At 57.6% G+C, this 23,928-nt stretch carries 19 protein-coding genes and 1 pseudogene; 4 read left to right on the forward strand and 16 right to left on the reverse strand.

Going from position 1 to position 23,928, the window contains the following annotated elements; all coding sequences use genetic code 11:
- Positions 1–224: 224 nt before the first annotated feature.
- The 7 genes from KXG62_RS12860 to KXG62_RS12890 form a co-directional block, all read right to left on the reverse strand.
- On the reverse strand, positions 225–1,226 hold the full coding sequence (locus KXG62_RS12860) for a ferredoxin family protein (RefSeq protein WP_218092372.1): 1,002 nt from the start codon (positions 1,224–1,226) through the stop codon (positions 225–227).
- Between the two features lie 14 nt (positions 1,227–1,240).
- Positions 1,241–2,221, reverse strand: coding sequence for an ABC transporter substrate-binding protein (locus KXG62_RS12865; protein WP_218092373.1), 981 nt, complete (start codon positions 2,219–2,221; stop codon positions 1,241–1,243).
- A 140-nt stretch (positions 2,222–2,361) separates the two neighbouring features.
- Positions 2,362–4,023, reverse strand: coding sequence for a helix-turn-helix domain-containing protein (locus tag KXG62_RS12870; RefSeq protein ID WP_218092374.1), 1,662 nt, complete (start codon positions 4,021–4,023; stop codon positions 2,362–2,364).
- Positions 4,024–4,141: 118 nt separating this feature from the next.
- A complete protein-coding gene (locus KXG62_RS12875) occupies positions 4,142–4,987 on the reverse strand; it encodes an ABC transporter ATP-binding protein (protein ID WP_218092375.1) in 846 nt (281 codons plus the stop codon).
- Between the two features lie 24 nt (positions 4,988–5,011).
- Entirely contained in the window at positions 5,012–6,022 is a 1,011-nt protein-coding gene (locus KXG62_RS12880) for a FecCD family ABC transporter permease (protein WP_246627424.1), read from the reverse strand.
- A gap of 20 nt (positions 6,023–6,042) precedes the next feature.
- On the reverse strand, positions 6,043–7,086 hold the full coding sequence (locus tag KXG62_RS12885) for a FecCD family ABC transporter permease (RefSeq protein ID WP_218092377.1): 1,044 nt from the start codon (positions 7,084–7,086) through the stop codon (positions 6,043–6,045).
- A gap of 21 nt (positions 7,087–7,107) precedes the next feature.
- A complete protein-coding gene (locus KXG62_RS12890; RefSeq protein WP_218092378.1) occupies positions 7,108–8,079 on the reverse strand; it encodes an iron-hydroxamate ABC transporter substrate-binding protein in 972 nt (323 codons plus the stop codon).
- A 371-nt stretch (positions 8,080–8,450) separates the two neighbouring features.
- Between KXG62_RS12890 and KXG62_RS12895 the strand changes: the two genes are divergently transcribed.
- From KXG62_RS12895 to KXG62_RS12905, 3 genes and pseudogenes are all read left to right on the forward strand, one after another.
- Positions 8,451–9,440, forward strand: coding sequence for an ABC transporter substrate-binding protein (locus KXG62_RS12895; protein ID WP_218092379.1), 990 nt, complete (start codon positions 8,451–8,453; stop codon positions 9,438–9,440).
- A gap of 56 nt (positions 9,441–9,496) precedes the next feature.
- On the forward strand, positions 9,497–11,215 hold the full coding sequence (locus tag KXG62_RS12900; RefSeq protein WP_218092380.1) for an ABC transporter ATP-binding protein: 1,719 nt from the start codon (positions 9,497–9,499) through the stop codon (positions 11,213–11,215).
- Between the two features lie 380 nt (positions 11,216–11,595).
- A pseudogene (locus KXG62_RS12905) lies at positions 11,596–12,747 on the forward strand (sulfite reductase subunit alpha); the annotation flags it as partial.
- 244 nt (positions 12,748–12,991) lie between these two features.
- Here KXG62_RS12905 and KXG62_RS12910 read toward each other — a convergent pair.
- The 5 genes from KXG62_RS12910 to KXG62_RS12930 all read right to left on the reverse strand — a co-directional run bounded on the left by KXG62_RS12910 (position 12,992) and on the right by KXG62_RS12930 (position 18,369).
- Positions 12,992–15,319 carry a polysaccharide lyase 8 family protein gene (locus tag KXG62_RS12910; RefSeq protein WP_218092382.1) on the reverse strand — a complete coding sequence of 776 codons (2,328 nt, stop codon included), beginning with the start codon at positions 15,317–15,319 and terminating at the stop codon, positions 12,992–12,994.
- 87 nt (positions 15,320–15,406) lie between these two features.
- A complete protein-coding gene (locus tag KXG62_RS12915; RefSeq protein WP_218092383.1) occupies positions 15,407–16,264 on the reverse strand; it encodes an AraC family transcriptional regulator in 858 nt (285 codons plus the stop codon).
- A 48-nt stretch (positions 16,265–16,312) separates the two neighbouring features.
- Positions 16,313–17,044 (reverse strand): phytanoyl-CoA dioxygenase family protein, encoded by a 732-nt coding sequence (locus tag KXG62_RS12920; RefSeq protein WP_218092384.1) that lies wholly within the window; start codon positions 17,042–17,044, stop codon positions 16,313–16,315.
- 159 nt (positions 17,045–17,203) lie between these two features.
- Positions 17,204–17,845 (reverse strand): NAD(P)H-dependent oxidoreductase, encoded by a 642-nt coding sequence (locus tag KXG62_RS12925; protein ID WP_218092385.1) that lies wholly within the window; start codon positions 17,843–17,845, stop codon positions 17,204–17,206.
- 53 nt (positions 17,846–17,898) lie between these two features.
- Positions 17,899–18,369 (reverse strand): carboxymuconolactone decarboxylase family protein, encoded by a 471-nt coding sequence (locus KXG62_RS12930; protein ID WP_218092386.1) that lies wholly within the window; start codon positions 18,367–18,369, stop codon positions 17,899–17,901.
- A gap of 198 nt (positions 18,370–18,567) precedes the next feature.
- Here KXG62_RS12930 and KXG62_RS12935 point away from each other — a divergent pair, with 198 nt between their 5' ends.
- Positions 18,568–19,434, forward strand: coding sequence for a sigma-70 family RNA polymerase sigma factor (locus tag KXG62_RS12935; protein ID WP_218092387.1), 867 nt, complete (start codon positions 18,568–18,570; stop codon positions 19,432–19,434).
- 119 nt (positions 19,435–19,553) lie between these two features.
- Here KXG62_RS12935 and KXG62_RS12940 read toward each other — a convergent pair whose 3' ends face one another.
- The 4 genes from KXG62_RS12940 to pxpB all read right to left on the reverse strand — a co-directional run bounded on the left by KXG62_RS12940 (position 19,554) and on the right by pxpB (position 23,549).
- A complete protein-coding gene (locus KXG62_RS12940) occupies positions 19,554–20,510 on the reverse strand; it encodes a Gmad2 immunoglobulin-like domain-containing protein (protein ID WP_218092388.1) in 957 nt (318 codons plus the stop codon).
- A 406-nt stretch (positions 20,511–20,916) separates the two neighbouring features.
- A complete protein-coding gene (locus KXG62_RS12945; protein WP_218092389.1) occupies positions 20,917–21,690 on the reverse strand; it encodes a LamB/YcsF family protein in 774 nt (257 codons plus the stop codon).
- Between the two features lie 72 nt (positions 21,691–21,762).
- Positions 21,763–22,782, reverse strand: a complete 1,020-nt coding sequence (locus KXG62_RS12950; RefSeq protein WP_281426776.1) for a 5-oxoprolinase subunit C family protein — start codon at positions 22,780–22,782, stop codon at positions 21,763–21,765.
- On the reverse strand, positions 22,779–23,549 hold the full coding sequence (gene pxpB, locus KXG62_RS12955; RefSeq protein ID WP_281426777.1) for a 5-oxoprolinase subunit PxpB: 771 nt from the start codon (positions 23,547–23,549) through the stop codon (positions 22,779–22,781). The genes KXG62_RS12950 and pxpB overlap by 4 nt, the downstream gene beginning before the upstream one ends.
- Positions 23,550–23,928: the final 379 nt, after the last annotated feature.

Genomic DNA, 23,928 nt, shown 5'->3' on the forward strand with positions numbered 1-23,928 from the left:
ATGAAAGCGTCTTTTGGCATGCAGATTCATAAAGTCAGGCAGCGCGCTTGGCGTTCTGGAACATGCATACCGCGTGCAGCTCCCCTCCTCCGGTGTTTCGCTGCATGCCATCCGGCTCGAGGGCCGTCCGTTCGCCAAGTCGCTTACAAGTGCAGATACAAAACAAGCGCCGCTTGAACGATTCCCCGTCCAGCAGCGCCTTATCTCATGTGGTCATCTATGGTTTATACCTGCGTCACATCCGAAACGGTGAACTGTCTCGCCTCGCCCCAGCCATGGCCGCAGCCGCCGGTACCGACCTTACCCGAGATGCTCACTTCCGCCTCGTATGTTTCGCATTCCGCATCCTCGCTGCGCCATACGTGCAGCCGCACGACAGCTGAAGCCTCATCCTTCTTATGCAGTTCGGCCTGTTTCTTATATTCGATCCAGTCCCAGCCTTCGCGAAGGAGCATTTCGCGCTCCACCACCTGCTCGAACGTCCCGACGCCGCCCCAGCCGCGATAATGGCGGGCCAACGGCTCGAAGCCGCCCTGACGAAGCAGCAGCGCATCCAGCCGCTCGGAGGTGATCTGCGCCCAGTAACGTCCCTCGGGGAAATCGATCATCGTCGGCGCGTGGCGATGCCCGCCGAAATGGCTCGTGCGCCATACGCGCAAGCGTCCGCCGGATGAAAGCGCGTAGCGGTCGAAGATCTCCTTGTAGGCCGGGTACCCGAATTTGCCGCAGCAAACGTCATGGCTCCCGTGGGTACAGACGAACAAATCTCTCGTCTCCCCGTCCGCGGTCAGGCAATCCTCGAACGATGACAGATCGCCCTCTGCATGCAGCAGCGCTTCAACGAGCGCGTTCAAGCGCTGCTCGGGGACGATAAACTCCCGTTTGTCGAACCGCGCAAAGGGCCCGTCCGGCCGCTCGTAGCAGATGATCCTGCGGTGCCCCGCCACACTGTGAAGCGGCTCCGGGGCAAAGCCCAGCAGCCGGAAGGGCGGCACCTCCGCCTGCACGCGCTTCAGCGTTTCGCCGAGCCCTTCGGGAAAATGCTTCGACTGCTCGACCTGATGCTCCCAAGGCAGCGGCACTTCAACGAGTAAATATCGGCGATGCCCTGGAGCGGAACCGATCGGGTCTTCGCCACAGAAACCGGATACTTCGGCGCAGTATCGCTGCTCTACGGGACGGTCTTCGCCGCAAACGAGCGGGCATGTTTCCGATGTTGCTGACATGGCGATTCCTCCCGTTATTTGAGCAATTTTTTGACTGCGTCCTCCAGCATCATCGTATTGGCGATCGGCCCGAAGCCTTGGAACCACAAATCGTAATCGACGCTGTACACTTGATTGTTTTTGACCGCTTTCAGCTGCTTCCACAGCGTCAGTTGTTCGATCGAGCTGATTTTATCTTTATTTTCAACCAGCAGGAAGATATGATCGGGATTAATTTCCGGCAGTTTCTCGATCGACAGCGCAACATAGCCCGTCTTCGCATCCGGTACGGAAGGCGGCGGCGTCAGTCCAAGGTCCGAGTACAGCACCTCAAAGAGCGACGTGCTGTAATAGCGGAGATCCTTCTCCGTTACCCGCAAAAACATGACGGTGCCGCTGCCAACCTTCGTCTTCACCTGATCGCGTGCCTGCTTCACCTTGGCATCATATTGGGCGATCGCCTGCTTCGCCTGCTCATCCTTGTTCATCATGGCAGCGAATTGCAGCAGCGTATCGCGCATCCTCCGGTTGCCATTATCGTCCTTGAACGGCTCGATCGCGATCGTCGGGGCGATTTTGGATAGCTGCTCGTACACCTTCTCGTGATTTTGGTTGGCAACGATCAGATCCGGGCTTGCCGCCAAAATCGATTCCAGATTCGGCTGCGGAATTTGCCAGCCAAGGTTGACGGTACCGGACAAGCTTTTCTCGAAATACCACGGGAATTTCGGATTGTTCGGGCCTGCGCTCGGCGCCGCTGCCGGCGTCACGCCCATCGACAATAGAAAATCGGTCAGCCACGGATGCAGCGACACGACCCTCTTCGGCTCTCCCTTCACCGTCGTTTCTCCGAGAAGGTGTTTGACCGTGCGCTCGGCGGCTGCCGTCTTCGCCGCCCCGCCCGCCGCTTCGTTCCCGGCGCTCCCGCTTGATCCCGTGCAGCCGGCCAGCGCCGACGCCAGGAGAAGGAGCGATACAATCCATGCGATGTGAAGTCTAACTGGTTTTCTGTGCATGATGTTTCCCCCTGAAAACATGTAATGAGAATAATTATCAATGGTGAGTCGATAATTGATTATAAGGAACTGCCGGATTCTCGTCCATGTACGAAATCTTTCATTTGCATGGACAAAATCGTTGACCGCTTCCCTCTCATCTACTTGTCCTCCGCTGCACGGAAAGGGATGTCCGTCTGCAAAAGATGCCGCAGCGCGATATCGATCGATAAGCTGTGCTGAATCGGCGCATGCCCGTTCAGCCAGCTGGGCACCTCGTATACCCGGCCGCTGCGCACGGCCGCCAGCGCCGCCCACGAGCCGCTGGCCTGGAGCTCGCTCAGCCTTGTGCGCTTCATCGTGGAATTGCTCGTCGTCACAAAGATATGGTCCGGGTTCATCGCGTTCACCTCGTCGGGCGTGACGCGTCTGTAATGTTCCTCCAGCTTGATGCCGCCGGGTGGCAGCAGTCCGAGCTCCTTGTACAGCAGCTGGCCGAACTGCCGCTTGCCGCCGTAGACGCGAAGCTCGTCGGCCGTCACGATCAGCACCATGACCGTCTGTCCCGGCTGTGTTCGCGCCGCCAACCGCTTTCGGGCATTGGCCGCTTTTTGCTCGAAACGGCGGATCCACCGGGCATACTGCGGCGTTCGGCCGCAAATGACGGACAATTCATGCAAGATATGCTTCCAGTCTTCCCGGAACGTCAGCGTAATGGTCGGGGCCACCCGATTAAAGCGTCTTGCGTCCATCCGGTTCCAGTCGGAGCCGAGCACAAGCTTCGGGCATGCTTCCGCGACTGATTCCACATCGGGATGCTGCCAGTTTCCGTCCATCGTCACCGTATCCTTCAGCTGTTCGGCGATGTAGGGAAGAAAGCCGTTGACCTGATCATGTCCCGTATAGGAGAGCGTGGCGAAGGGCTGCAATTCCAGCGCCAGAAGATAGTCGTTCAAATGAGGGAACAGCGTCATGATTTTGTCGCTGCCGTACTGCCTGCGGTAATAGGCGGGGGAGACGCCGACATGCTTCTTGAATGACCGGCTGAAATAAAAGGCATCGCGAAATCCGGCCTGCTGCGCCGCTTCTTCCACGCTCGAATTGGCAGACAGGCATGCTTTGGCATGGTTCATGCGCAGCTGCAGCAAATAATCCATCGGCTTCACGCCGGTATGCTTCTTGAAAATATGCGAAAAGTTGGACGGGCTGATGCCGTGCGCCTGGGCCAGCGACTTCAACGAAACGTCGTTGCGGTAATGCTCGTCCAAGTAAGCTGCAGCGCTGCGTATCGTCTGCCGCATATCGCCGTCTGCCGCTTCCGCCCGCCGGCTTGAGACGATCTGGTACATCAGCTGCTGGAAGGCAAGATGACGGCGCCAGGACTGGAGCGCATCCGGTTCACCAGCCGTGCCGGCCAGCTGCTCCAATAAATCCGTGGACAGCGGCACCTGCTGCACCCGATCTCCCGCAAGCGGCGCAAACAAAGGCGCCTGCGCCTCCAGATCGGCTGCCGTCAGCTCCTGCTCCGCCGGCCGGCATATCCGATACGAGAACGCCACCATATACAGCTCGGGCGGATGCTCCGCGGCGACGCGCGCTTCTACCCGATTCCCCGGCGCGAGCAGCGCCGCGCATCCCGCGCTCAGTCTTATCGTCTCGCCGTCCACACGCAGCTCGCCTTCGCCCTCCTTCACGTAGATCAGGCAGTAGCGGTGAAGCGCCCGGCTCCGGAACCGGCTGCCGGGGCGACATAGTTTGCTGACGGCGGCGTGCACCGTGAATAAAACATGCGGCATATCGTTCAAGCGATTGTCTTGAATCATTGGCTCCTCCCTTGTCCCCCATCGACATCATGAACCACGGCAAAAAGAGAGCCCGCCCTTTAAACTTGTCAGGCGAAGCTCCCCGAAATGGCCATGCTTGCGGCCGAATCGCCGCCTCTTATCGCGCGACGGCCATTTCCTTCTCGACCGTTTGGGCTTTCTCGGACGCCGGTTCGGACGACCCGATCAGTTCGTACGGCAAGCAGAGCGGTACGCCCGTTCTCGGATCAGGAACGATGTCCGCCTCGATGCCGAATACGAGGCGAAGCACTTCCTTCGTGACGACCTCCTCCGGCGCGCCCTCGCTTACCACTTGCCCCTTCTGAATCGCAACCATATGCTGGGCGTAACGGGTCGCGTGGTTCAAATCATGCACGACCATGATGATCGTGCGGTTTTCTTCCTTGTTCAGCTTCTGCAGCAGCTTCAGCACTTCGAGCTGATGGGCCATATCGAGGAACGTCGTCGGCTCGTCAAGGAATAAAATATCCGTTTGCTGCGCCAAAGACATCGCAATCCATGCCCGCTGCCGCTGCCCCCCGGACAGCTGGTCGACCGGACGGTCGGCAAATTCGGTCATGCCCGTCATCTCGACGGCCCAGTGGATGACGTCCTTATCCTCCTTGCTCAAGGAGCCGAAGCCCTTCTGATGCGGGAACCGGCCGTACGATACGAGCTCGCTGACCGTCAGCCCGTCCGGGGCGGTCGGATTTTGCGGCAAAATCGCGAGCTGCCGGGCGACCTCCTTGGTCGTTTGCTGATGAATCGATTTGCCGTCCAGCAGCACCTGGCCGCCCTTCGGCCTCATGATGCGGGCCATCGACTTGAGAATCGTCGATTTGCCCGAGCCGTTGGAGCCGACGAGCGCCGTAATTTTGCCTGTTGGTATCGATAAGTTCAACCCCTTGACGATCACGCGGTCTTCATATGCGACATCCAGCTCCTGTGTGTATAAACGAATCATCGTTCGTTCCTCCTTTGGGTTGCGTCACGCTTTGGATTTGGCAAGCAGGTACAAGAAATACGGCGCTCCGATCACGGCTACGACAATGCCGGTGGGGATTTCGCTCGGCTGCAGCATCGTGCGGCCGATCGTATCGGCGACGATCAGCAGCAGTCCGCCGGCCAGCGCCGACGCCGGGAGCAGGAATTGATGCTTCGGACCGATCAGCTGTCTGGCCAGATGCGGTCCGATCAAGCCGACGAAGCCGATGCCGCCGCCGACGGCGACGCAGGAAGCGGCCAGCGCCACGGCGGACGCGAGGAGCGTCAGGCGCTCCCGCTCGAGCCGGACGCCGAGTCCGGCGGCTGTTTGATCGCCCAGATTGAGCACGTTAAGTACATTGGCTTTATAAATGACGTAAGGTATGAGAACGGCAATCCACGGCAGCAGGGCAAGCACGAATTTCCAGTTGGTGCCCCAGATGCTGCCGGCCAGCCATATGGCAACGAATTGATAGTTTTGCGGCTCGAGCCGGATCGTCAGCACGATCATCGCCGCGTGAATGCCGGCGGCGACGGCGATGCCGACCAGAATGAGGCGCACCGGCGAGATGCCGACTCCTTTTTTATACGACAGTACGTAAATGAGTGCAGCCGTCAGCCCCGCGCCGACAAGGGCGAGCACGGGCAGCATGAAGGCCGGCGCAGCCGTCTTCACCGGATAGAACGAAATAAACAAGACGACAGCCAGCCCGGCGCCGGCGTTAATGCCGAGAATCCCGGGATCGGCGAGCGGATTGCGCGACAATCCTTGCAGAATCGCTCCGGAGAGCGCAAGGCCGCAGCCGACGAGAACGGAAATGACGATTCGCGGCAGCCGGAATTCGAATAAGATGAGCTTCTGCTTGTCGGTCCCTCCGCCGAACAAGGTTGAGAGTACCTCCAGCGGAGACAACCGGGTAAATCCCATATTCATGCTGACTACGAAAACGCCGACAATCAGCACGAAGAACGCGGCCATGACCGCATAGGCACGAACCGATCGGGCTTTATGCATATCTTGAAATGGATGCATCGCTACAAGGTCCTCCTTTCCCTGCGCGCCAGGTACAAGAAGAACGGTACGCCGATCAGCGCGATCAAGGCGCCGATCGGCGTCTCGAACGGTGGATGAATCATGCGCGCCCCGATGTCCGCCAGCACCATCAGCAGTCCGCCAAGCACGGCGGAGCATGGAATAATCCAGCGGTAATCGACACCGACCAGCGCACGGGACACGTGAGGAATGACCAGACCGATGAAGCCGATCGCGCCGACGGCGGATACGGAAGCACCCGCCATCACGAGCGTCAATAGCGCGCCGGCCAGCTTCACGAGTCCCGTTCGTTGGCCGAGCCCCGCGGCGATCTCGTCGCCGAGGCTCAATACCGTAATCGAGCGCGACAGCAGCAAAGCGCCGATGACGCCGCCCGCGATCCACGGCCACATAATACGGACCTGCATCCACTTGGTGCCGGACACACCGCCGGCATACCAGAAGGCCAAATCCTGCGAAATTTTAAAATAAATCGCAACGCCCTCGCTCAGTGCGAGAAGCAGCGCGCTGACCGCGGCTCCCGCCAGCGCCAGACGAACCGGGCTCAAACCGCCCTTGGCTACCGACCCAACGCCATAAACGAGGCCGGTACCGATCGCCGCGCCGATAAACGAGAACAGAATCAGCTGGGAAAACGGCAGCTGCGGAAAAAAAGCAAAGCATAACGCAAGCACGAACCCCGCGCCGGCATTGATGCCAAGCAGTCCGGGATCGGCCAGCGGATTGCGGGTCATTCCTTGCATAATGGCGCCGGATACTGCGAATCCGACGCCGACCATCGCTCCCGCCAGCGCCCGGGGCAGGCGAAGCTCCCAAATGATCTGATGCTGCGTCAGATCCGGATTAAATCGGAACAGCGCTTCCCATACCGTCTGGAGGCGAATATCCGCCGCACCGACCGATATGGACGTCGCAAGCCCCAGAGCGAGTGCAGCCAGCCCGCCGATCAGGATCATAACGGCGATCACGGGACGGGTACGCAGTTGGGGTCGAGACGCAGAAGACGCTTCGGTTGTTGTATTCATTGCCGTTCTCCTTCTTCAATCTCATTTCGTCAGACGGTCCACTATGAAGTCCAGCTGCTGATCCAGTGCGATCGGGTCGTTGAAGTAAAACGACTGTACGCTGTATTCGTGGACCCGCCCCGCCTTCACGGCAGGCAAGTTGTTCCACACAGCCAGAGACGTCACTTCCGATTTGCGCTTTTCGGCTTCCCCGGCGCCGGTGCCGACCGCCGCGTCGCGTACGCCGAGGAACAGCTGGTCGGCCTGCCCGAGATAGTCGGGAATCGCCTCCAGCGAAATTTTGGCCCAGCCTTGCGGGAAAGCGTCCTGCTCCACCTTCGCGGGAGCGCGCAAGCCAAGTCCGTTATAGACGATGTCGCCGCCTCTGCCGAACGATTTTCCGTAGATGAACAATTCCTTCGGAGTAATTTCGACGATGGCGATTTTGGCGTCCGGCTTGACGGTTTTCAGCAGCTGTATTTTCTTCTCCTGCATTTTCTGATCGAACCGGCTGAGCCACTGCTTCGCTTCATTCGTCTTGTTGAGCGCTTTGCCGATTTCGAGCAGACGGTCCCGGTAGTTATATTTGCCGTACGGAATCAGTACGGTGGGAGCGATCTGCGACAGCTTCTCGTACGTATCCTCCTGATACGTAATAATGACATCAGGATTCAGGCTCAATATTTTCTCGTAGGAGATGCCCGTCATGTCTCCCACGTTCTCGGCTCCGCTCACCAAGCTTTGGTGGTAAGGCGTTTGAAACACCCACCCTGCGGCGCCCACCGGCTTCACGCCCAAAGCCAGCACGTCGCCCACATAGTCTTGCACCGTTACGACGACCCGCTTCGGATTCGCCGGAAGCTGTACGGGCCCTTTCGCCCCCTCGTATGTAATGACGTCGCTTTTCTTCGCTTCGCCGGCCGTTTGATTCGTACCGCAAGCAGCAAGGAGGCACAGCAGGCAAGCGATGAGTAAGGCGGCGCCGATCATCCGGTATTTTCGTAACGACAGCATAAGCTCCTCCATCTTTCTAATGAGATTATTATAAATGATAATGATTATCATGATCAACAAAAAAACTAGCATGCCGCTCCATTTATGTCAAGCGGCATCGGCCATGAATCCGACACCCGCCAATGGGATCATGTCAGTACGCGCAGCAGCGGCCTGCCCATTTCATCGATATCCGTGAGCTTGCTGCCCGTCGATCGTATGGTTTCATGTCTTGGATCCGGATCGCGGGGACTGCCTGTTCCCTCACAGCTTGCATCGTATGCCGGTTCATTTTTTTGGGTAGACAAATGGCGCCATCGCCGTCTATAATGTTCGAGAATGAAAATCATTATCATTTACATAGTGCTGTATGCCAACCTAAGGAGGATTCCATGTTTACCTTGAAGTCAAAACTCGCTGTGTACCTCTTGCTCGCCTTCGCGATTGCGCTGCTTGCAGGCTGCGGGCAGACGCCGTCCGGTACGGCGGCAACGCCGGATAAGCCTTCGGCCGCGGCCCCTACAGGCGATAAACCTCAATACCCGCGCACCATTACGCATGCGCTCGGTAAAACCGTCATCGAAAAAATGCCCGAGCGTCCGGTTATCATCTGGGGCGAATTTTATATGGCGGGCAACGCCGTCTCGCTCGGCGTCATCCCTGTCGCTATGACCGACAATCCGACCTGGTACAAGAACGAGCAAGGCCTTCCCTCCTACCTGATCGATTCTTTAAAGCAAACGAAGCATATCGGAAGGGCGAATCCGATCAACTACGAGCTGCTCATCGAGCAGAAGCCCGACGTGATCATTATCGGCAATTCTCCGATGTATACAGCCGCTTACGAGCAGCTCAACAAGATCGCGCCAACCATCGTCATCACTAAATATTCCGACTTTGAATCCGCTCACCGCGACATAGCCGCCATCTTCGGGAAGGAATCGCTCGCCGACACCCAAATCCGCGAATCGAAGGAATATGCCGCGCAGGCGAAAAACCGTCTCGCCCAAACGCTCGGCAAAGAGAAGGTGGCCGTCATCGAAGTCAACGGCAAATCCATCTGGCAGCATGACGACAGTCCGATCGCGAATCTGATCTTCCAGGAGCTCGGCGCAACACCCGCTTATCCGATCGTAAGCAACGGGAAAGCCGAATCCATCTCCATGGAAGGGCTCGCCTCAACCGATCCCGACCGAATCCTGCTGTACTGGACCTCGAAGGAATCGTTCGCGGAGCTGGAGAAAAACGAAGTATGGAAGCAAATGCGCGCCGTCAAAGGAGGCAAGGTGACGCTCTCCGAGAAATCGATCGAATGGAGCGCTTCCCATCCGCCAGGCCGCAAATTTACAATTGACGAGCTGACTCAAATATGGAATCATTAATGATTTATACAAGCCGGATGCTTATGAAATTGTTGTCGATAAGGATGTGATGCTTCTTGCTTCGCCGTTTTTTCAGCTATTACAGACCGTATAAAGGATTGTTCATGCTCGATTTCTCCTGCGCCGTGATCGCGGCGCTGCTCGAGCTTGGATTTCCGCTGGCCGTTAACCGGGTGGTGGACGATCTGCTGCCGAGCCACAACTGGACGCTCATCGTATGGGCATGCGCCGGGCTGCTGGCGATTTATGCGATCAACACGTTCCTGAACTTTGTCGTCACGTACTGGGGGCATATGCTGGGCATTAATATCGAGACCGATATGCGCAAAAAGCTGTTCGATCATGTGCAGAAGCTGTCATTCCGCTTCTTCGACAACCAGAAGACGGGCCACCTGCTTTCCCGGATGACGAGCGATCTGATGGAAATCGGCGAAGTGGCGCACCACGGGCCCGAAGACTTGTTCATCGCCTGCATGACGCTGGTCGGCGCCTTCGCGCTGATGCTCGGAATCAACTGGAAGCTCGCGCTCATCACGTTCGCGGTCGTGCCTTTCCTGATCTTCTTCGCGGGCTACTTCAATAAAAAGATGTCGCATGCGTTCCGCCGCATGTTCTCGGATATCGCCGATTTCAACGCACGGGTGGAAGACAACGTAGGCGGCATCCGCGTAGTTCAAGCTTTCTCCAACGAAGAGCATGAGAAGGCGCTGTTCGCGGTCAACAACGGGCGCTTCCGTTTGACGAAACTGATTGCCTACAAAATTATGGCTTGGAATACGTCGGTCAGCTACATGCTGATGCGGCTCGTCTCGCTGTTCGTGCTGATTTGCGGCACGTGGTTCGTGCTCAACGACAATATGTCGTACGGGCAGTTCATCGGCTTCGTCCTGCTGACCAACGTGTTCCTTGGACCAATTCAAAAAATCAACACCGTCATCGAGAGCTACCCGAAAGGCGCGGCCGGCTTCAAGCGCTATACGGAGCTGCTCGATCTCGCGCCGGACATTACCGACGCACCCAACGCCGTCGAGCCCGGCACGCTGCGCGGAGAAATTCGCTACAGCGGCGTAGGCTTCGGTTACGGCGATCAGGCGAATGTGCTGAACGGGATCGACCTGTCCATTCGCGCAGGCGAAACGATCGCCTTCGTCGGGCCTTCGGGCGCAGGCAAGACGACGCTCTGTTCGCTGCTGCCGCGCTTTTACGAAGTCCAATCAGGCCGAATTACGATCGACGGCATCGACATTCGCGACATGAAGCTGTCCTCGCTGCGCAAGCAAATCGGCATCGTTCAACAGGACGTGTTCCTGTTCGGAGGCACGATCCGCGAGAACATCGCCTACGGCAAGCTGGAGGCCTCAGAAGCGGAAATCTGGGAAGCCGCACGCCGGGCGAAGCTGGATCAGTTCATCCGGTCGCTGCCGGAAGGGCTGGATACGGTCATCGGCGAACGCGGCGTCAAGCTGTCCGGCGGGCAAAAGCAGCGTCTGGCCATCGCGCGCATGTTCCTCAAAAACCCGCCGATTCTGATCCTGGACGAAGCTACGTCGGCGCTCGATACGGAAACCGAGCTGGCGATTCAGCAATCGCTCGCCGAGCTCTCGAAAGGGCGCACCACGCTCATCATCGCGCACAGGCTGGCTACGATTAAGCATGCGGACCGCATTGTCGTCGTCAATGAGCAGGGCGTCGTCGAAGACGGCACGCACAAGGAATTGGTAACCGCCGGAGGCGCCTACTCCCGCCTGCACCAAGCCCAGTTCGGCGCGTACTAGCAACGGGCCGCGCATTCGGGCTGTCCTTCGCTGGCGATACCGTTCGTTAAGGGCAGTCCGCTTCGCTCCATCGGCACATCATGAAAACCGGCCCCGCCGAGGAGCATATTCCTTCAGCGGGGCGGTTTTATAAAGTCTATGGGTGCAACGGCTTTCACACAATCCGGCAAGCGCATTCCCGGATCGCCCTTGTATACGGAGACGACGTTTGACATGAACATTGTTTCATTTCAACCCACATATTTTTCCAACTGAAAGTGGCAAAGAGTCTATAGAATGAATAAATGTTAATAATAGAAATTGTGCGAGAAATGACATATCTGTTTCACTAATATTGTGCTATTCTACATAATAAAACAATTTTTTCGAGGTGAATTATGCAATCTTCAGCTGCGATGCCGACAACTTATTCAAGAACAAATCCATTCCAAGCGAAAGTGCTTAAAAACGTAAACTTAAACGGGGCCGGTTCACAAAAAGAAACGAGACATATTGAGCTTTCGTTACAAGGATCGGGGCTCTCCTACGTGCCGGGCGATTGCCTCGGGATTATTCCCGCAAATGATCCCCAACTTGTAGCTTCCTTGATTGAGGTCATGAAATGGGATGCGGACCAGCCCGTTATCATTAATAAACAGGGCGATACGCTTCCCTTGCAAGAAGCGCTGGCAACGTACTTCGAGATTACGCTGCTGTCGAGAAAGATCGTTCAGCAAGCCGCCGAGTTTTCAGACAATGAGGAGCTGCACAAGCTTGTAGCGGCTGAAAACATCGACCAACTGAAGGCATATGTCGACGGACGCGATTTGCTTGATTTGCTGCAGGATTTCGGCCCGTGGAAGGCTTCCGGCCAAGACATCGTCTCCTTGCTGAGAAAAATGCCGCCGCGGCTGTATTCCATCGCCAGCAGCATTGCCGCGAACCCGGAGGAAGTGCACTTGACCATCGGCGCCGTTCGCTATATCACTCACGGTCGCGAGCGCAAAGGCGTCTGCTCCGTCTTATGCGCCGAGCGTTTGCCGGAAGGCGATACGCTCCCCGTCTTCATTCAACAGAACAAACACTTTAATCTGCCGGAATCGACAGATCAAGATATTATTATGGTCGGTCCGGGAACAGGCATCGCGCCATTCCGTTCGTTTATTCAAGAGCGTGCGGTAAGCGGAGCAACCGGCAAATCGTGGCTGTTCTTCGGAGATCAGCATGCGGCGACGGATTTCTTGTACCAAGACGAGCTGGAAGCTTATCAAAAGAAGGGCGCTCTGACAAGATTAGACGCCGCCTTCTCCCGCGATTCGGCGGCCAAAGTGTATGTACAGCATAAGATGCTTGAGAGCAGTAAAGAACTGTTCGCATGGCTGAATAGCGGCGCATACTTCTACGTCTGCGGCGATAAGCAGTATATGGCGAAAGACGTTCATAATACGCTGATCGACATCATCGAACAAGAAGGTGCGATGACTCGCGAAGCCGCCGAAGCCTACTTGAGCGCTATGCAGGAGCAAGGGCGTTACCAGCGCGACGTGTATTAAGTTGACTCTTATGACAAAAGCGACCCTTTTCCGCCTCGGCGGTCAGAGGGTCGCTTTTTGCTGTGAACTTCCTCAAATATAGCACTCGGAACGGATCGTCTGACGGGGTCGGCTTGACTATAAGCGGAATCGAAGCGCGTAGGTCACATGTCAACGCCGTTCTCCGGTTCTTCTTCCGAGCCAATCGCGCTGCTGCGAGACGACCACGGCATTGCCGCTCCGCCGCGCAGCGCTTACGCTTATGTCACTCCGCTCTCGCGGTGCCGTCTATATCCCCGGCTGCTGCCCTCCGCAGTCGAATGACGGACGTGCCGCCGCGGGCATCGCCGGCATGAAATTTCAGCAACACGGTCGGCTGCAGCCGGACCGCTTCGATGCGAGGGTCCGCCTCGATGATGTCCCCTGCTTCCACCGCGATTTCCAGCACAATCGCTCCGTCATTCTCGTGCGTCGGGTCGCTGACCGCGATCTCGATCGTGTCGGCATCCGTTCGCACCATAACCGCGGCTTTTCCCGTGCAGGTGAGACAGCCGGCTGTCGCCGTGTCGTCCGTCCAGAAATTCGCGCCGACGATCCCAGACGGCCCGTGGGAGACCGCATGCACCGCCGAGCTGTGCGCGACGATCTTCACCTTCGGGCAGCGCGCATAGCGTTCCGTCTCCGCCGCGCCGGCGCCGGGCAGCAGTACGTATGCGTAGCGTGCCCCGTTCGGAGCGGAGCCGTGGTTCAGCCCGAACGATATGTAATGCCTTGCAAGATCCTGACTCGGCCCGCTTCCAATATCGCTCCAGCGGCCGGTTCTTCGCTCGCGCTTCGCCTGTACCGCTGCCGCTTCCGGGAAATAATAGCCGATTCCCGTCCCCGCCGCATTGCCCTCCAGATGCATCCAATCAGCCGCCAGCTCGCCGGACCAGCCCGTGGAGCTTGCCATCCGCTCCCCGTTCACGATCAGACGGTTCGCGCCTTCTGCGTTCAGCTTGCGGTTATCCACCACCGTCTCGACCTGCACCGGCTCCTCGGCCGATATATCCGTGCCGAGCGCAACCGCTTCGCCGTCGAACAGAAACCACGATTTGCGCGCGCGCAGCGGAGCGCGGCCCTCCTCCGCCGGGTAATCTTCCAGCATCATCCCTGCGGTGCCGTAACGGCCGAGCAGCTCTACGCCGCCCACCCAGCTTTCGCCGCTGAGGAAGCGATGGCCGAACCCGGCCGCCCTGTGCTTGTTCGTCACCGTCGTGCCTGCCAGCCGGTACGGATCCACCGTCGGCCAATAGCCGTCCGCATATTGCGTCAGGTCGCCGTCATACAGCGAGGTGTGTCCGTGAGCCGTATACCAGCCGTGCAAATGCTCCCCGTTGATCGATTCGTACGTCGACACCCGCTTTGAATACATGCTGATGCCCAAAGCGAAGCCCGGCCGGCGGTAAACCGCTCTGTCCATATGGGCATACAGTTTGTACGCCGCCTGTTCTTCCTGCGGCTCGATCCGCTCGTCGCGCAGCAGCTCGGACGCGAGCCCGATCAAGTAAAGCGAGGCGTGCCGCTGGAACGGCTTCGCCGTATCGGCCAAGATCCACGCCTTCGCCATGCGCTTCAGCCGGTCCGCATGCGGCTGCGGAGCAAAGGCCGACAGCGCCAGCACCGCGCCGATGACGGTATGTCCCGATTCGTGGTTCTGCGTTGCATCGCGCGAAACCTCGCGGCCGCTCGCCATATCCATGAGCGATCCGCGGAACATGAGCGGCGCGAACGCCTGGTACACCCAGTCGTACATCCGCGGCTTGTGCGGATCGTTTACTTCATAATCAGTCCCTTCGAGCAAATGCAGCAGCGGCACCAGCTCGGCGAGCAGCGATTTGCCATAGCCTCCCGTGTACGGGTGGGAATCATGCTGGATGAACGAGCCATCCGGGTAAAATCCGTCCCCTGCGTCAGCATACGCGAAAAGCGGACTTAAAGCGTCGCGGACCTTCCGCAGCATTGCTTCGTCTTCGAGTATAATCGAGCGGATCGCGATTACCTTACAGATCCATACCCGGTTCGCGCCCGTAGACGGTTTGGCCGGCCAGCGGGAGACCAGGTACGTCTCCGGGTCGGGTGCGAACCGGTCGACGGCATCCATATAAGCAGCGATTTGCCCTTTGGACAGATGCTCCCGCATCAGCAGCACCGTATCCGTCAATGCCAGCGGCGCCCCGATCTCCCAATGCCACCAGTTGCTGTAAGCCGCAACGTCCCGGTTGTACCGGTTCGCCAGCATCCAGTCGAGCCCATCCCTTATGTCCCGTTCCAATGCCGCACAGCCCTCTAGCTGTGAGCCCGCTGTCTTGAAAGCGATTGCCATTTGGAACAACCTGCCGTAATTCGTCGTCAGCGCGCCCGAATCCGTAACGCTTGCCGCATCGCTCCACAGACAGGTCCGGTTCGCGTCGGTCTCCATGCTTTCCCAGCAGCTCCGCGCTTGGTCGGTCAACTGCTCGATCCGGCTTGCCGCTTCGGGCTCAGGGCCGACGGAATCCGCCCGCTCCCCGCCGGTTAACCATCGTGCCCATTTGACACGCAATGCTTCCATAGAAACGCCCTCCTGCCGGCGGTTACGCCGTCTGCTTGCTTGCTCGATAACACCTTTGCGTCAGCCTTGACCGACTCGGCGCCCGCTTCATCGGATTGCCGCCTGCTCCATCGATTGCCTGTAGGCTTTCGGAGACTTGCCATGCTTTTGCTTAAACACCCGCTCAAAATGCGACAGCGTCTGAAATCCAGACGCCAAACAAATGTCGGTCACCGGCAGGGCCGAAGCGCGCAGCAAGGAGCCGGCAAACGAAATGCGCAGCTCCTGCAAATAATGCTGGAAGGAGATGCCCGCCGTTTTTTTGAAGCACGCGCTAAAATAATTCGGCGCCATCTGAGCTTCCCGCGCCGCGTCCTCCAGCTTCAGCTCCTCGCGAAAATGATGCTGCATATACATCATCGCTCTTCTGATCGATGAAGCCTGCTGCGACGTGTCGCGCTCCCGTTCTCGCGGGGCTGCGTTCGACTTGCGGAACATTTCCACCAGAATCCGCTCGAGCGAGCCTTTGACCACGATCGGGTAACCGCTCGTTCGAACGCCCATTTCCGCCTCGATCCGGCGAAACTCCTGCTCCACCGGCGCGTCGCCCGCTCCGCCGAACTGTACGGAATAAGCGGTTTGTCCGGCAAACAGAAGAGACCGCAGCTCGCTCGTGAGCAGCTCCTCGGAAAACACGATGTTGTACAGCGCCATCGCCGCATCCCCGACCGAATAAATTTCGTGGAAATCGGCCGGCGTCAGCAAAAACAAGCTCCCCTCCTGCAGCGATACGGGCAGCCCGTTAATGACATTCACGCCTTTGCCCTTCAATATATAGCACAGCTCGTAAAACTCATGCCAGTGCACGTCATAATGCGAATCGATCACCTGCGAATAGATTTGCAGCGGGAAGGCCGATCCGACGTAACGATCGTTCAGCAGTCTTACCGGCTCCTTCTTCTTCACCGCTCCACCTCCGATGCGCCTTATGGAATCCGTGCCGCTTTTCTTCTATTATACATTGGCATAAGCATTGCCTGCCAAATCTTTTCCCCGCGCCAGCCATACTTTGAAGTTTTGGTTTTTTTCCGGATTCAGCTGAATATCCGTGGAGAAATACCGCATCGTGTAGCCGCACCGCCGATAAGGGCTTTTGTTCGGCTCCGCGCCGTGCACGATCCGCGAATCATGCAGTGAGCATTCGCCACGCTTCAATTCAAAATATACCGCCTTCGATTCGTCCACCTGCTTGATGCGCGAGCCGAATAAATTGCTGGACCGGTCTACCGGCTCATACTCCGAGAAGCCGTTCGCGTGCGTCCCGGGAATGACCCGCATGCAGCCGTTTTCCCGGTTGCTCGGATCAATCGCCAGCCATACCGTGACGATGTTGTGGAAGCTGCTCACCCGTCCTTTCCAATACGCCGAATCCTCATGCCACGGCGTTGCCCGGCCGATGTACGGGTCCTTGCATATAAAATGGCTCGACCACAGCCCAATGTTCGGACCGACGATCGGCTCGACGAGATCCAGCACTTCTTCGCTTAACAAATAATCGAGCAGCCGCTCTTCGCGAAAATGAGGCGTATCCAGCTCATCCGACAGCTTCTTCCCTTTTTGCGCAAGCTGCTCCTCGAACAGCTCCGTCAGCCCTTGCAGCTTTTCCGGCGAAAACAACGGTTTGTGATACAGCAAATATCCGTTCTCTTTGTAAAAAGCGACTTCCTCTTGCGTCAGTTTGCTCATCTGGCCGCAGCCTCCTCGTCGACTATGGTTCCTTCTTCTCCCCTTCATTTTGTCACAAGCGCGAATTCCGTTCTTCGCTTATTTAAAGAAGAAGTATGCATATTTTACGAAGGTTCAGCGATGAAACGCGTATCTAGCCCCCGGCACTTCGGCATGTTGCTAAAAACTTCTCGCCATCTCTCTCGCGCGCTCCATCGCCTTGTCTCGGATCGCCGATGCTTGATCCGGAGCGGCCGCCATGCCCTCTACGAAAATGCCCTCGAAGCTGGGAACACCGAGAAATTCCATAATCACTTTCAGATGGCGATGCCCCATTTCCAACTCCTCACCAGCCGAACCTGGAGACAGCACGCTTCCGCTCGCTTGAATATGAACCGCTTTTGTACCGGTCAGCAAACCGGTTCGGCCTTGGCCCGGGATGTATTGGAACGTTTTGCCGGCAATGCAGATGCAGTCGATGTACGCTTTCATCACGGGCGGGTAGGAATAATTCCAGATCGGATTGACGAATACGTATTTGTCGGCGGCGGCAAACTGGTCTACCAGCGCGTCGAGGCGTTGTATTTTCGCCTTCTCAGCGGCACTCCACTGCTCATGGGGGACACCGGCTCCGCGCTTGCCCCAGCCGCTAAATATATCCGCATCCAGCTGCGGAATGTCCATTTGATACAAATCGAGATGAATCACTTCGTCCGCTTGGTTTGCCTCGCGGTAAGCTTGTATAAATTGTTGTCCCACCGCCATGCTATACGATTGCTCGTGATCGAGTGGGTGCGCGGTAATATATAATACGGTTGCCACATGTTCATACCTGCCTCTACTGTCATTTGTGAATACAGCCTGCAAAGCGCTGCCTAGCCGATCCCGGCGTTTGCCGTGTGCCCGCTAGCTACGTTAAGGCGGTTCCACAGGTTGGCGGTGGCGATGCCGGCGATCAGCGTGGCGAGCGCTTCCCCATCGTAATGCCGGGCTGCCTCGTCGTAAATCCCGCCGGCCAGCGGATGGGTTCGGTCGCTTAAGCGGGTAGCCGCCTCGCTGAGCGCCAGCGCTGCGCGTTCCGCATCGGTATAATGCGGCGTTTCCCGCCAGACCGGCAAAGCCAGCAGGCGCTCCGTTGTTTCGCCGGACGCGATGGCATTGCGCGAATGAAGCTCCACGCCAGCGCTGTCGCCATTGATTTGACTGGCGCGAAGATACGCCAGGAACAGCGTACGCTTCGGAACGCCGCTGCGCTCGGCCGATGCGAACAAGGCTTGGCCCAGCGCTTGCAGCGCTTGCGCCGCTTCGGGTAAGCTCGTTACGAGGTTGTTCATGCTCTTCGTCATCGTTAAATACACTCCTCATGCTGGAATCGGGGCGGGTGTTTCGGCCCTATACTACAATGACGAATCGGGACGCCGGCAGTGTGACAGGCCGAATGAATGGAATGTTACTGGGAGCAAAAGCATGCTGCTTGTCACATCGGCCGCTTGGCATTCGTCAATAGGATGAGGGCTAACGATAGATGAAAAGGAATGGGAAGGATGAGCGAGCTTATGGAGTCTGCAGAGCAATTCGAAGCGCATCGCGACCACTTGCAAGCCGTGGCTTATCGGATGCTGGGAGCTTTGAACGAAGCGGAGGATGCGGTGCAAGAGTGCTGGCTGCGGTTCAGCCGCTCGGATACACGGGAAGTCGGGAACTTGGCCGGATGGCTGACCACCGTCATCTCGCGGATCTGTCTCGATATGCTGCGGTCGCGCAAATCTCGGCGCGAGGAATCGATCGAAGCGCACTTGCCCGATGCGTTCGTCAGCCAAGAAGACAGATCAAACCCTGAGCAGGAAGCGCTGCTCGCCGATGAGGTCGGTCTCGCGCTGCTCGTTGTGCTTAACCATCTGAATCCGGCCGAACGGGTCACGTTCGTGCTGCACGATATATTCGCCCTCCCTTTCAGCGATATTGCCCCGATTGTGGGCAAATCCGAAGTTGCCGTAAGGCAGCTAGCCAGCCGGGCGCGCCGCCGAATTCAAGGGAAGACAGCCGCGTCCGGTACGGACCTTGCCCGTCAACGGGAGCTGGTTGACGCGTTTCTTGCCGCGGCGCATGCCGGAGACTTTGACGCGTTAGTCGCGGCGCTCGATCCGGACGTTATGCTCCGGGATGACCGTCAGTCAGCGGCATCGCGCGTCACCCGCGGCGCCGCCGCGCTGGCCAAGCAAATTGCGGGTCGCGCAAACGCGGCGCAATCCGCTTGGGTGAACGGCTCCGCGGGAGCGATCGTAGCTCCGCGCGGCCGACTGCTGTACGTTCTTCAATTTACGGTGAAGAACGGCAAAATCGCCGCTGTCGATCTGATCTCCGACCCGGCGCGTATTGGCCGGATCGAGCTTGCCGTCTTCGGGGAGTAAGCGCAGGGCGCGCTGTCAAGGCTGCCGCCAACCGTAAGCCGCGCCGATATAGAACAAGGCTGCCGTCCACTTACTTTGACGGCAGCCTTGAACCGCTTCGCTCCTTTAGAGCAGCGGGATTACTTGTTTTCATCTGCGGAATAGCGGATACGGTCCTCGGGAGCTTGCAGAGGGAAGATCAGCTCCTGCTGGACGCTCCCGTCCTTGGCGCTGTGAACGAACAAGATAAGCGTCAGGTTGGGCTGCGAAGCCTGCGCATAGGTGACGTCGAAGCGGAAGTGTCCCCACGCCGGGGCCCCCAGGTCCGCCATCCCGTGACCTTCGGCCAAGATGTTGTGTCCGTCCTCCAGCGTCCAGCTAAAGGCGGCTTCGAATACGCGCGCTTCGCCTTCCACCGTAAATCCGGGTCCGGCCTTCGTGCCGGGAACGGGCGTAAACAGGCGGAAGGCGTCATTTTGCGCAACCGGCGTCTGGATACGCTCACCGGTACGGGCATCAATCTGCACCGTTACGGCTTGCTCGGCCGCTTCATGCTGAATAAGCTCGATGGTCCATATGCCCTTGACGGCATCCAGCAACGCCGATTTAACAGCTTTGACCGCGGTCGGCTTGGATAACGACGGCAGCGCTTGCTGCACGGCTTGCGTTTGGCCGATCATGCCGGCCGGGGCCGGTTGCGCGTCTGCATGCACGACAATTTTGGCGGCAACGGCCTGTGCGGGATACGATTCCGCCACCGGCCCCGTATGCCAAGCCTCCACTTCCGCACCGACGGCGATGTTCTCGGGCTGCAAGCTTTGACCGCCCGGGCCGAGCAGCTGCGTCTGCTCGTTGACCGTAAACCAATAGGCGTCGATCGAAGGCGAGCCATTCTTATTGACGTATGCGGTAATGAGCCAGCGGCTTCCGTCTTTTGCTATAATATTCCCTTTATCCAGAGCCTTGAAGGCCGCTGCATTGCGGCTCGGCGTTTCGCTCCCCGCAGAGTCCTTGGGACGGTGTTCCGGCTGGCATGATGCCACCGTCGCCGCGGTGCAAAGCAAAGCGAGAGCAAGTACGATGCTGTGAAATCTCATGCGCTTCAACTCCTTTGACAGGGAAGACGCAGGAAGAACGTGAAATGTTTCAAATTATCTCATATAGCGAAAAAATGGGCTAGTGCACAAATCAACTGTTCGGTCGAAACAAGATCGGACTGAAACGAAAGAAGGATGAGCTTCCGCCAGGGGGGCTCATCCTTCTTTCATTCGCATTCACCCACGTTCGTGCGTAATGCGGCTTCATCCGCGTGCTCGCTAGTCCGATCGTGCCGCGTTGTTGACCGTGCCCGATGACGAAACGCAGCGCCGCGGGCTGGGGTCTGGACTGCGCGGAATTCTTAGAAGACGTGCATTTTGAACGCCGGTCGGCAACCACTGCGATAAGCAGGACGTCGCTTTGCAGATGCAATGCTTTCTTGCGCTGTCGCCCCTCTCATCCCGACTATGCTTTCAGCGTCGCGCCAACCGGCTGTACGACAATGCTCGCTTCCGCTAAAGAACGCCGGATTCTCTCGGCAAATTGTACGGCGTGTGCGCCGTCGCCATGAATACAAACGGTATCCGCCTGAATCGGAATGTCTACATGCTGCTGGGAGAGCACCTTGCCCTCCGTAACCATTCGAATCACCTGCTCCACCGATCTGCGCTCATCTGTGATGAGCGAGTCCGGCTGACTTCTTAAGGTGAGCGAGCCGTCGGACTGATACGTCCGGTCGGAAAACACTTCGCTTGCCGTTCGCAGTCCCGCTTTTTTACCGGCCTTGATCAGCTCGCTGCCGGCAAGCCCGAATAATATGAGCTCGGGCTCGACGCGATAGACCGCTTCGGCGATCGCTTCCGCCAGCGCCGCATTCCGAGCCGCCATGTTATATAACGAGCCGTGCGCTTTCACATGCTGGAGCTTCGCGCCTTCCGACCGTGCGAATCCCCATAACGAACCGATCTGATAAACAACCAGATCATAAGCCTCCTCCGGCGAAATATCCATATCCCTCCGTCCGAAGCCAATCAGATCCTGTAGTCCGGGATGCGCGCCGATCGCTACGCCGTGCTCCAGCGCAAGCTTCACCGTTCGCCGCATGGTCGCAGGATCTCCGGCATGAAAGCCGCAAGCGATATTGGCCGATGTGACATATTTCAGAACGTCGGAATCGCTGCCAAGCTTATACGCCCCGAAGCTTTCCCCTATATCGCAATTCAAGTCAACAACATGCATATTCGATTCCCCCTCTTTCCTTTATGGCCCATAGCGAACCCGAACCCATCCTGACATGCATAAGCGAGTCCGTTACAGCTCGATTTCCTCTATCCTTTGCTCCAACCCGCATCGTAGGGTTTGAATCGCTTGCTCCCGCATCACGTATGCTTTTTGCGCTTCCCGCAAAGAGACGAGACAAAACCGCACGCGGCCTCCCAGATTAACCTGGGAGAGCAGGGGCAGGTCTGCCGTAATCACCTGAGCGATTTTGGGATAACCGCCGGTCGTTTGACGGTCTGCCATCAGCACAATCGGTTTGCCGTCGGACGGCACTTGAATGGTTCCGAACGTAACGGCGGAAGAAATCATTTCCTTCCTCTCTTTGAGCTCCAGCGTCTCGCCCGTTAATCGATATCCCATCCGGTCCGATTGCGGGAGAACGGTGTAGGTTGCGTTGAAGAAGGCGTGCACGCTCTCTTCCCGGAACAAATGGATTTCCTGGCCCGCTAGCACCTGTATCGTCGCCGGACTCTCCGCATACGGCGGGATGAGGTCATGGCTGACCGACCAACGGCTTGCCGCGAAGCGGGCTCCGCCTGATGCGAGCGCCATGGCGCCTAACCATTTCCGGCTGCGATGGGACGGTACCCGCAGCGGAATCCGATCTCCGGCTCGAAGAGCCCGGCCCTGGAAGCCGCCGATCCCCGCCCGCAAATACGTTGACCGGCTGCCCATCTGAACCGGAATATCGAGACCGCCGCCCACAGCTAAGTAAGCCCGGCATCCTTGCTTCAATGTACCGAATTGCAGACAGCTTCCTTTCGCCGCAAACACCGTTCTCCACATCGGAACAGGCTCCCCGTCAAGCTTCGGCGACAAGTCTCCGCCGCAAATCGAAATCGTCATTGCGCGATCCAATATCATCTCCGGCCCTAGCATCGTTATTTCCAGACCGGCCTCGCCCTCGTCGTTGCCGACCAGCAGATTGGCGATCCGCAAAGCTGCCGCATCCATCGCGCCGCCGACGATAACGCCATACTTTTGCGCGCCGAACCTTCCTATATCTTGAACCGTCGTCAGAAGTCCGGGTTTCGTAATCAGCAGACTCATCGCTTCGGCTCCTCCCACCGGTCATAATCGCCTCGGGAGATTCGGTAAAACCGAACAATGTCTCCGGCCTTCAGAAGCGTCGGCGGCATCTGCTCCGGGATAAACAGCCGCGTCGGCGTCCTGCCGATCAATTGCCAGCCGCCAGGCGTTACAATCGGGTAGACCCCCGTCTGTTCGCCCGCAATGCCCACGGTACCTGCCGGGATGGCCAATCTCGGCGTTTGCCGCCTCGGCGCAGCGATTCGTGCGGACATGCCTCCCAAATAAGCAAAGCCCGGCGCAAAGCCAAGCATGTAGACGAGATAGTCGGCGGCCGTATGAATATCGATCACTTCTTCGGTCGACAAGCCGTTATGTGCCGCAACGACGTCCAGATCGGGGCCCAAGTCTTCCCCGTAGCATACGGGAATGTCCACAACCTTTGCGGGCTTGACCGGGCGATCCTTCAGCTGCCGTACCATTCGGCCGACGATCGAGACCGCAATGGCAAAAGGAAAATCCCGGTCTTCCGGAGCGACGCTGTCTGCATGTTCCGCCATCAGCGTCATGGCATCATAGTAAATCGTAACCGTGGTAAACGCCGGAACGCATTCTGTCATCCCGGCGAACGGATGGCTCTCCAAGTAATTGGATAATTGCCTTACGCGCTTATGCGAATCTAAAGTGATCGCGTCTCCGCATTCAACGACGAGCGCTCCGTCTCCCAGCGGTACGATCCTCGCTTCGTCCGACAATTCCGCAGCCTCATATCTTTCATCACTCAACATGACAAATAAGCACCCCGCTATGAAAAAATATTCCGCGACGATTCTGCATGGCTGCCGCAATATGCTGACTGCCTCTTCATTATGGATGCCTCTTTACACGATGTATTGCTTTCGTAAGGAACGAACACAAAACTGACTTGATTGGATATAAAATATACGAACATTATAGTAGAACGGAACAACGATTCAAAGCGAAGATGATATTCTTATGAAACCGCATTGCTTGCGAGATGTTTTTAGATACCCTCACTACAAGTGGCTAGAGTGAAGGGCTGAAACTTTCAGCCCCTCCTCATCAAACCGTACGTGAGGTTTTCCCTCATACGGCTTTCCGATGTTCGTCTTTCATGTGCATGCAGATTACAAGAGCGTCTTTAAT

This window comes from Paenibacillus solanacearum (assembly GCF_910593845.1).
Lineage (GTDB): Bacteria > Bacillota > Bacilli > Paenibacillales > NBRC-103111 > Paenibacillus_G > Paenibacillus_G solanacearum.

Bases quoted from the DNA above. Each gene is read 5' to 3' on its own strand.
- KXG62_RS12860 (WP_218092372.1), bottom strand. From the start codon at position 1,226: ATGTCAGCAACATCGGAAACATGCCCGCTCGTTTGCGGCGAAGACCGT.
- KXG62_RS12865 (WP_218092373.1), bottom strand. From the start codon at position 2,221: ATGCACAGAAAACCAGTTAGACTTCACATCGCATGGATTGTATCGCTC.
- KXG62_RS12870 (WP_218092374.1), bottom strand. From the start codon at position 4,023: ATGATTCAAGACAATCGCTTGAACGATATGCCGCATGTTTTATTCACG.
- KXG62_RS12875 (WP_218092375.1), bottom strand. From the start codon at position 4,987: ATGATTCGTTTATACACACAGGAGCTGGATGTCGCATATGAAGACCGC.
- KXG62_RS12880 (WP_246627424.1), bottom strand. From the start codon at position 6,022: ATGCATAAAGCCCGATCGGTTCGTGCCTATGCGGTCATGGCCGCGTTC.
- KXG62_RS12885 (WP_218092377.1), bottom strand. From the start codon at position 7,086: ATGAATACAACAACCGAAGCGTCTTCTGCGTCTCGACCCCAACTGCGT.
- KXG62_RS12890 (WP_218092378.1), bottom strand. From the start codon at position 8,079: ATGCTGTCGTTACGAAAATACCGGATGATCGGCGCCGCCTTACTCATC.
- KXG62_RS12895 (WP_218092379.1), top strand. From the start codon at position 8,451: ATGTTTACCTTGAAGTCAAAACTCGCTGTGTACCTCTTGCTCGCCTTC.
- KXG62_RS12910 (WP_218092382.1), bottom strand. From the start codon at position 15,319: ATGGAAGCATTGCGTGTCAAATGGGCACGATGGTTAACCGGCGGGGAG.
- KXG62_RS12920 (WP_218092384.1), bottom strand. From the start codon at position 17,044: ATGAGCAAACTGACGCAAGAGGAAGTCGCTTTTTACAAAGAGAACGGA.
- KXG62_RS12930 (WP_218092386.1), bottom strand. From the start codon at position 18,369: ATGACGAAGAGCATGAACAACCTCGTAACGAGCTTACCCGAAGCGGCG.
- KXG62_RS12935 (WP_218092387.1), top strand. From the start codon at position 18,568: ATGAGCGAGCTTATGGAGTCTGCAGAGCAATTCGAAGCGCATCGCGAC.
- KXG62_RS12940 (WP_218092388.1), bottom strand. From the start codon at position 20,510: ATGAGATTTCACAGCATCGTACTTGCTCTCGCTTTGCTTTGCACCGCG.
- KXG62_RS12945 (WP_218092389.1), bottom strand. From the start codon at position 21,690: ATGCATGTTGTTGACTTGAATTGCGATATAGGGGAAAGCTTCGGGGCG.
- KXG62_RS12950 (WP_281426776.1), bottom strand. From the start codon at position 22,782: ATGAGTCTGCTGATTACGAAACCCGGACTTCTGACGACGGTTCAAGAT.
- pxpB (WP_281426777.1), bottom strand. From the start codon at position 23,549: ATGTTGAGTGATGAAAGATATGAGGCTGCGGAATTGTCGGACGAAGCG.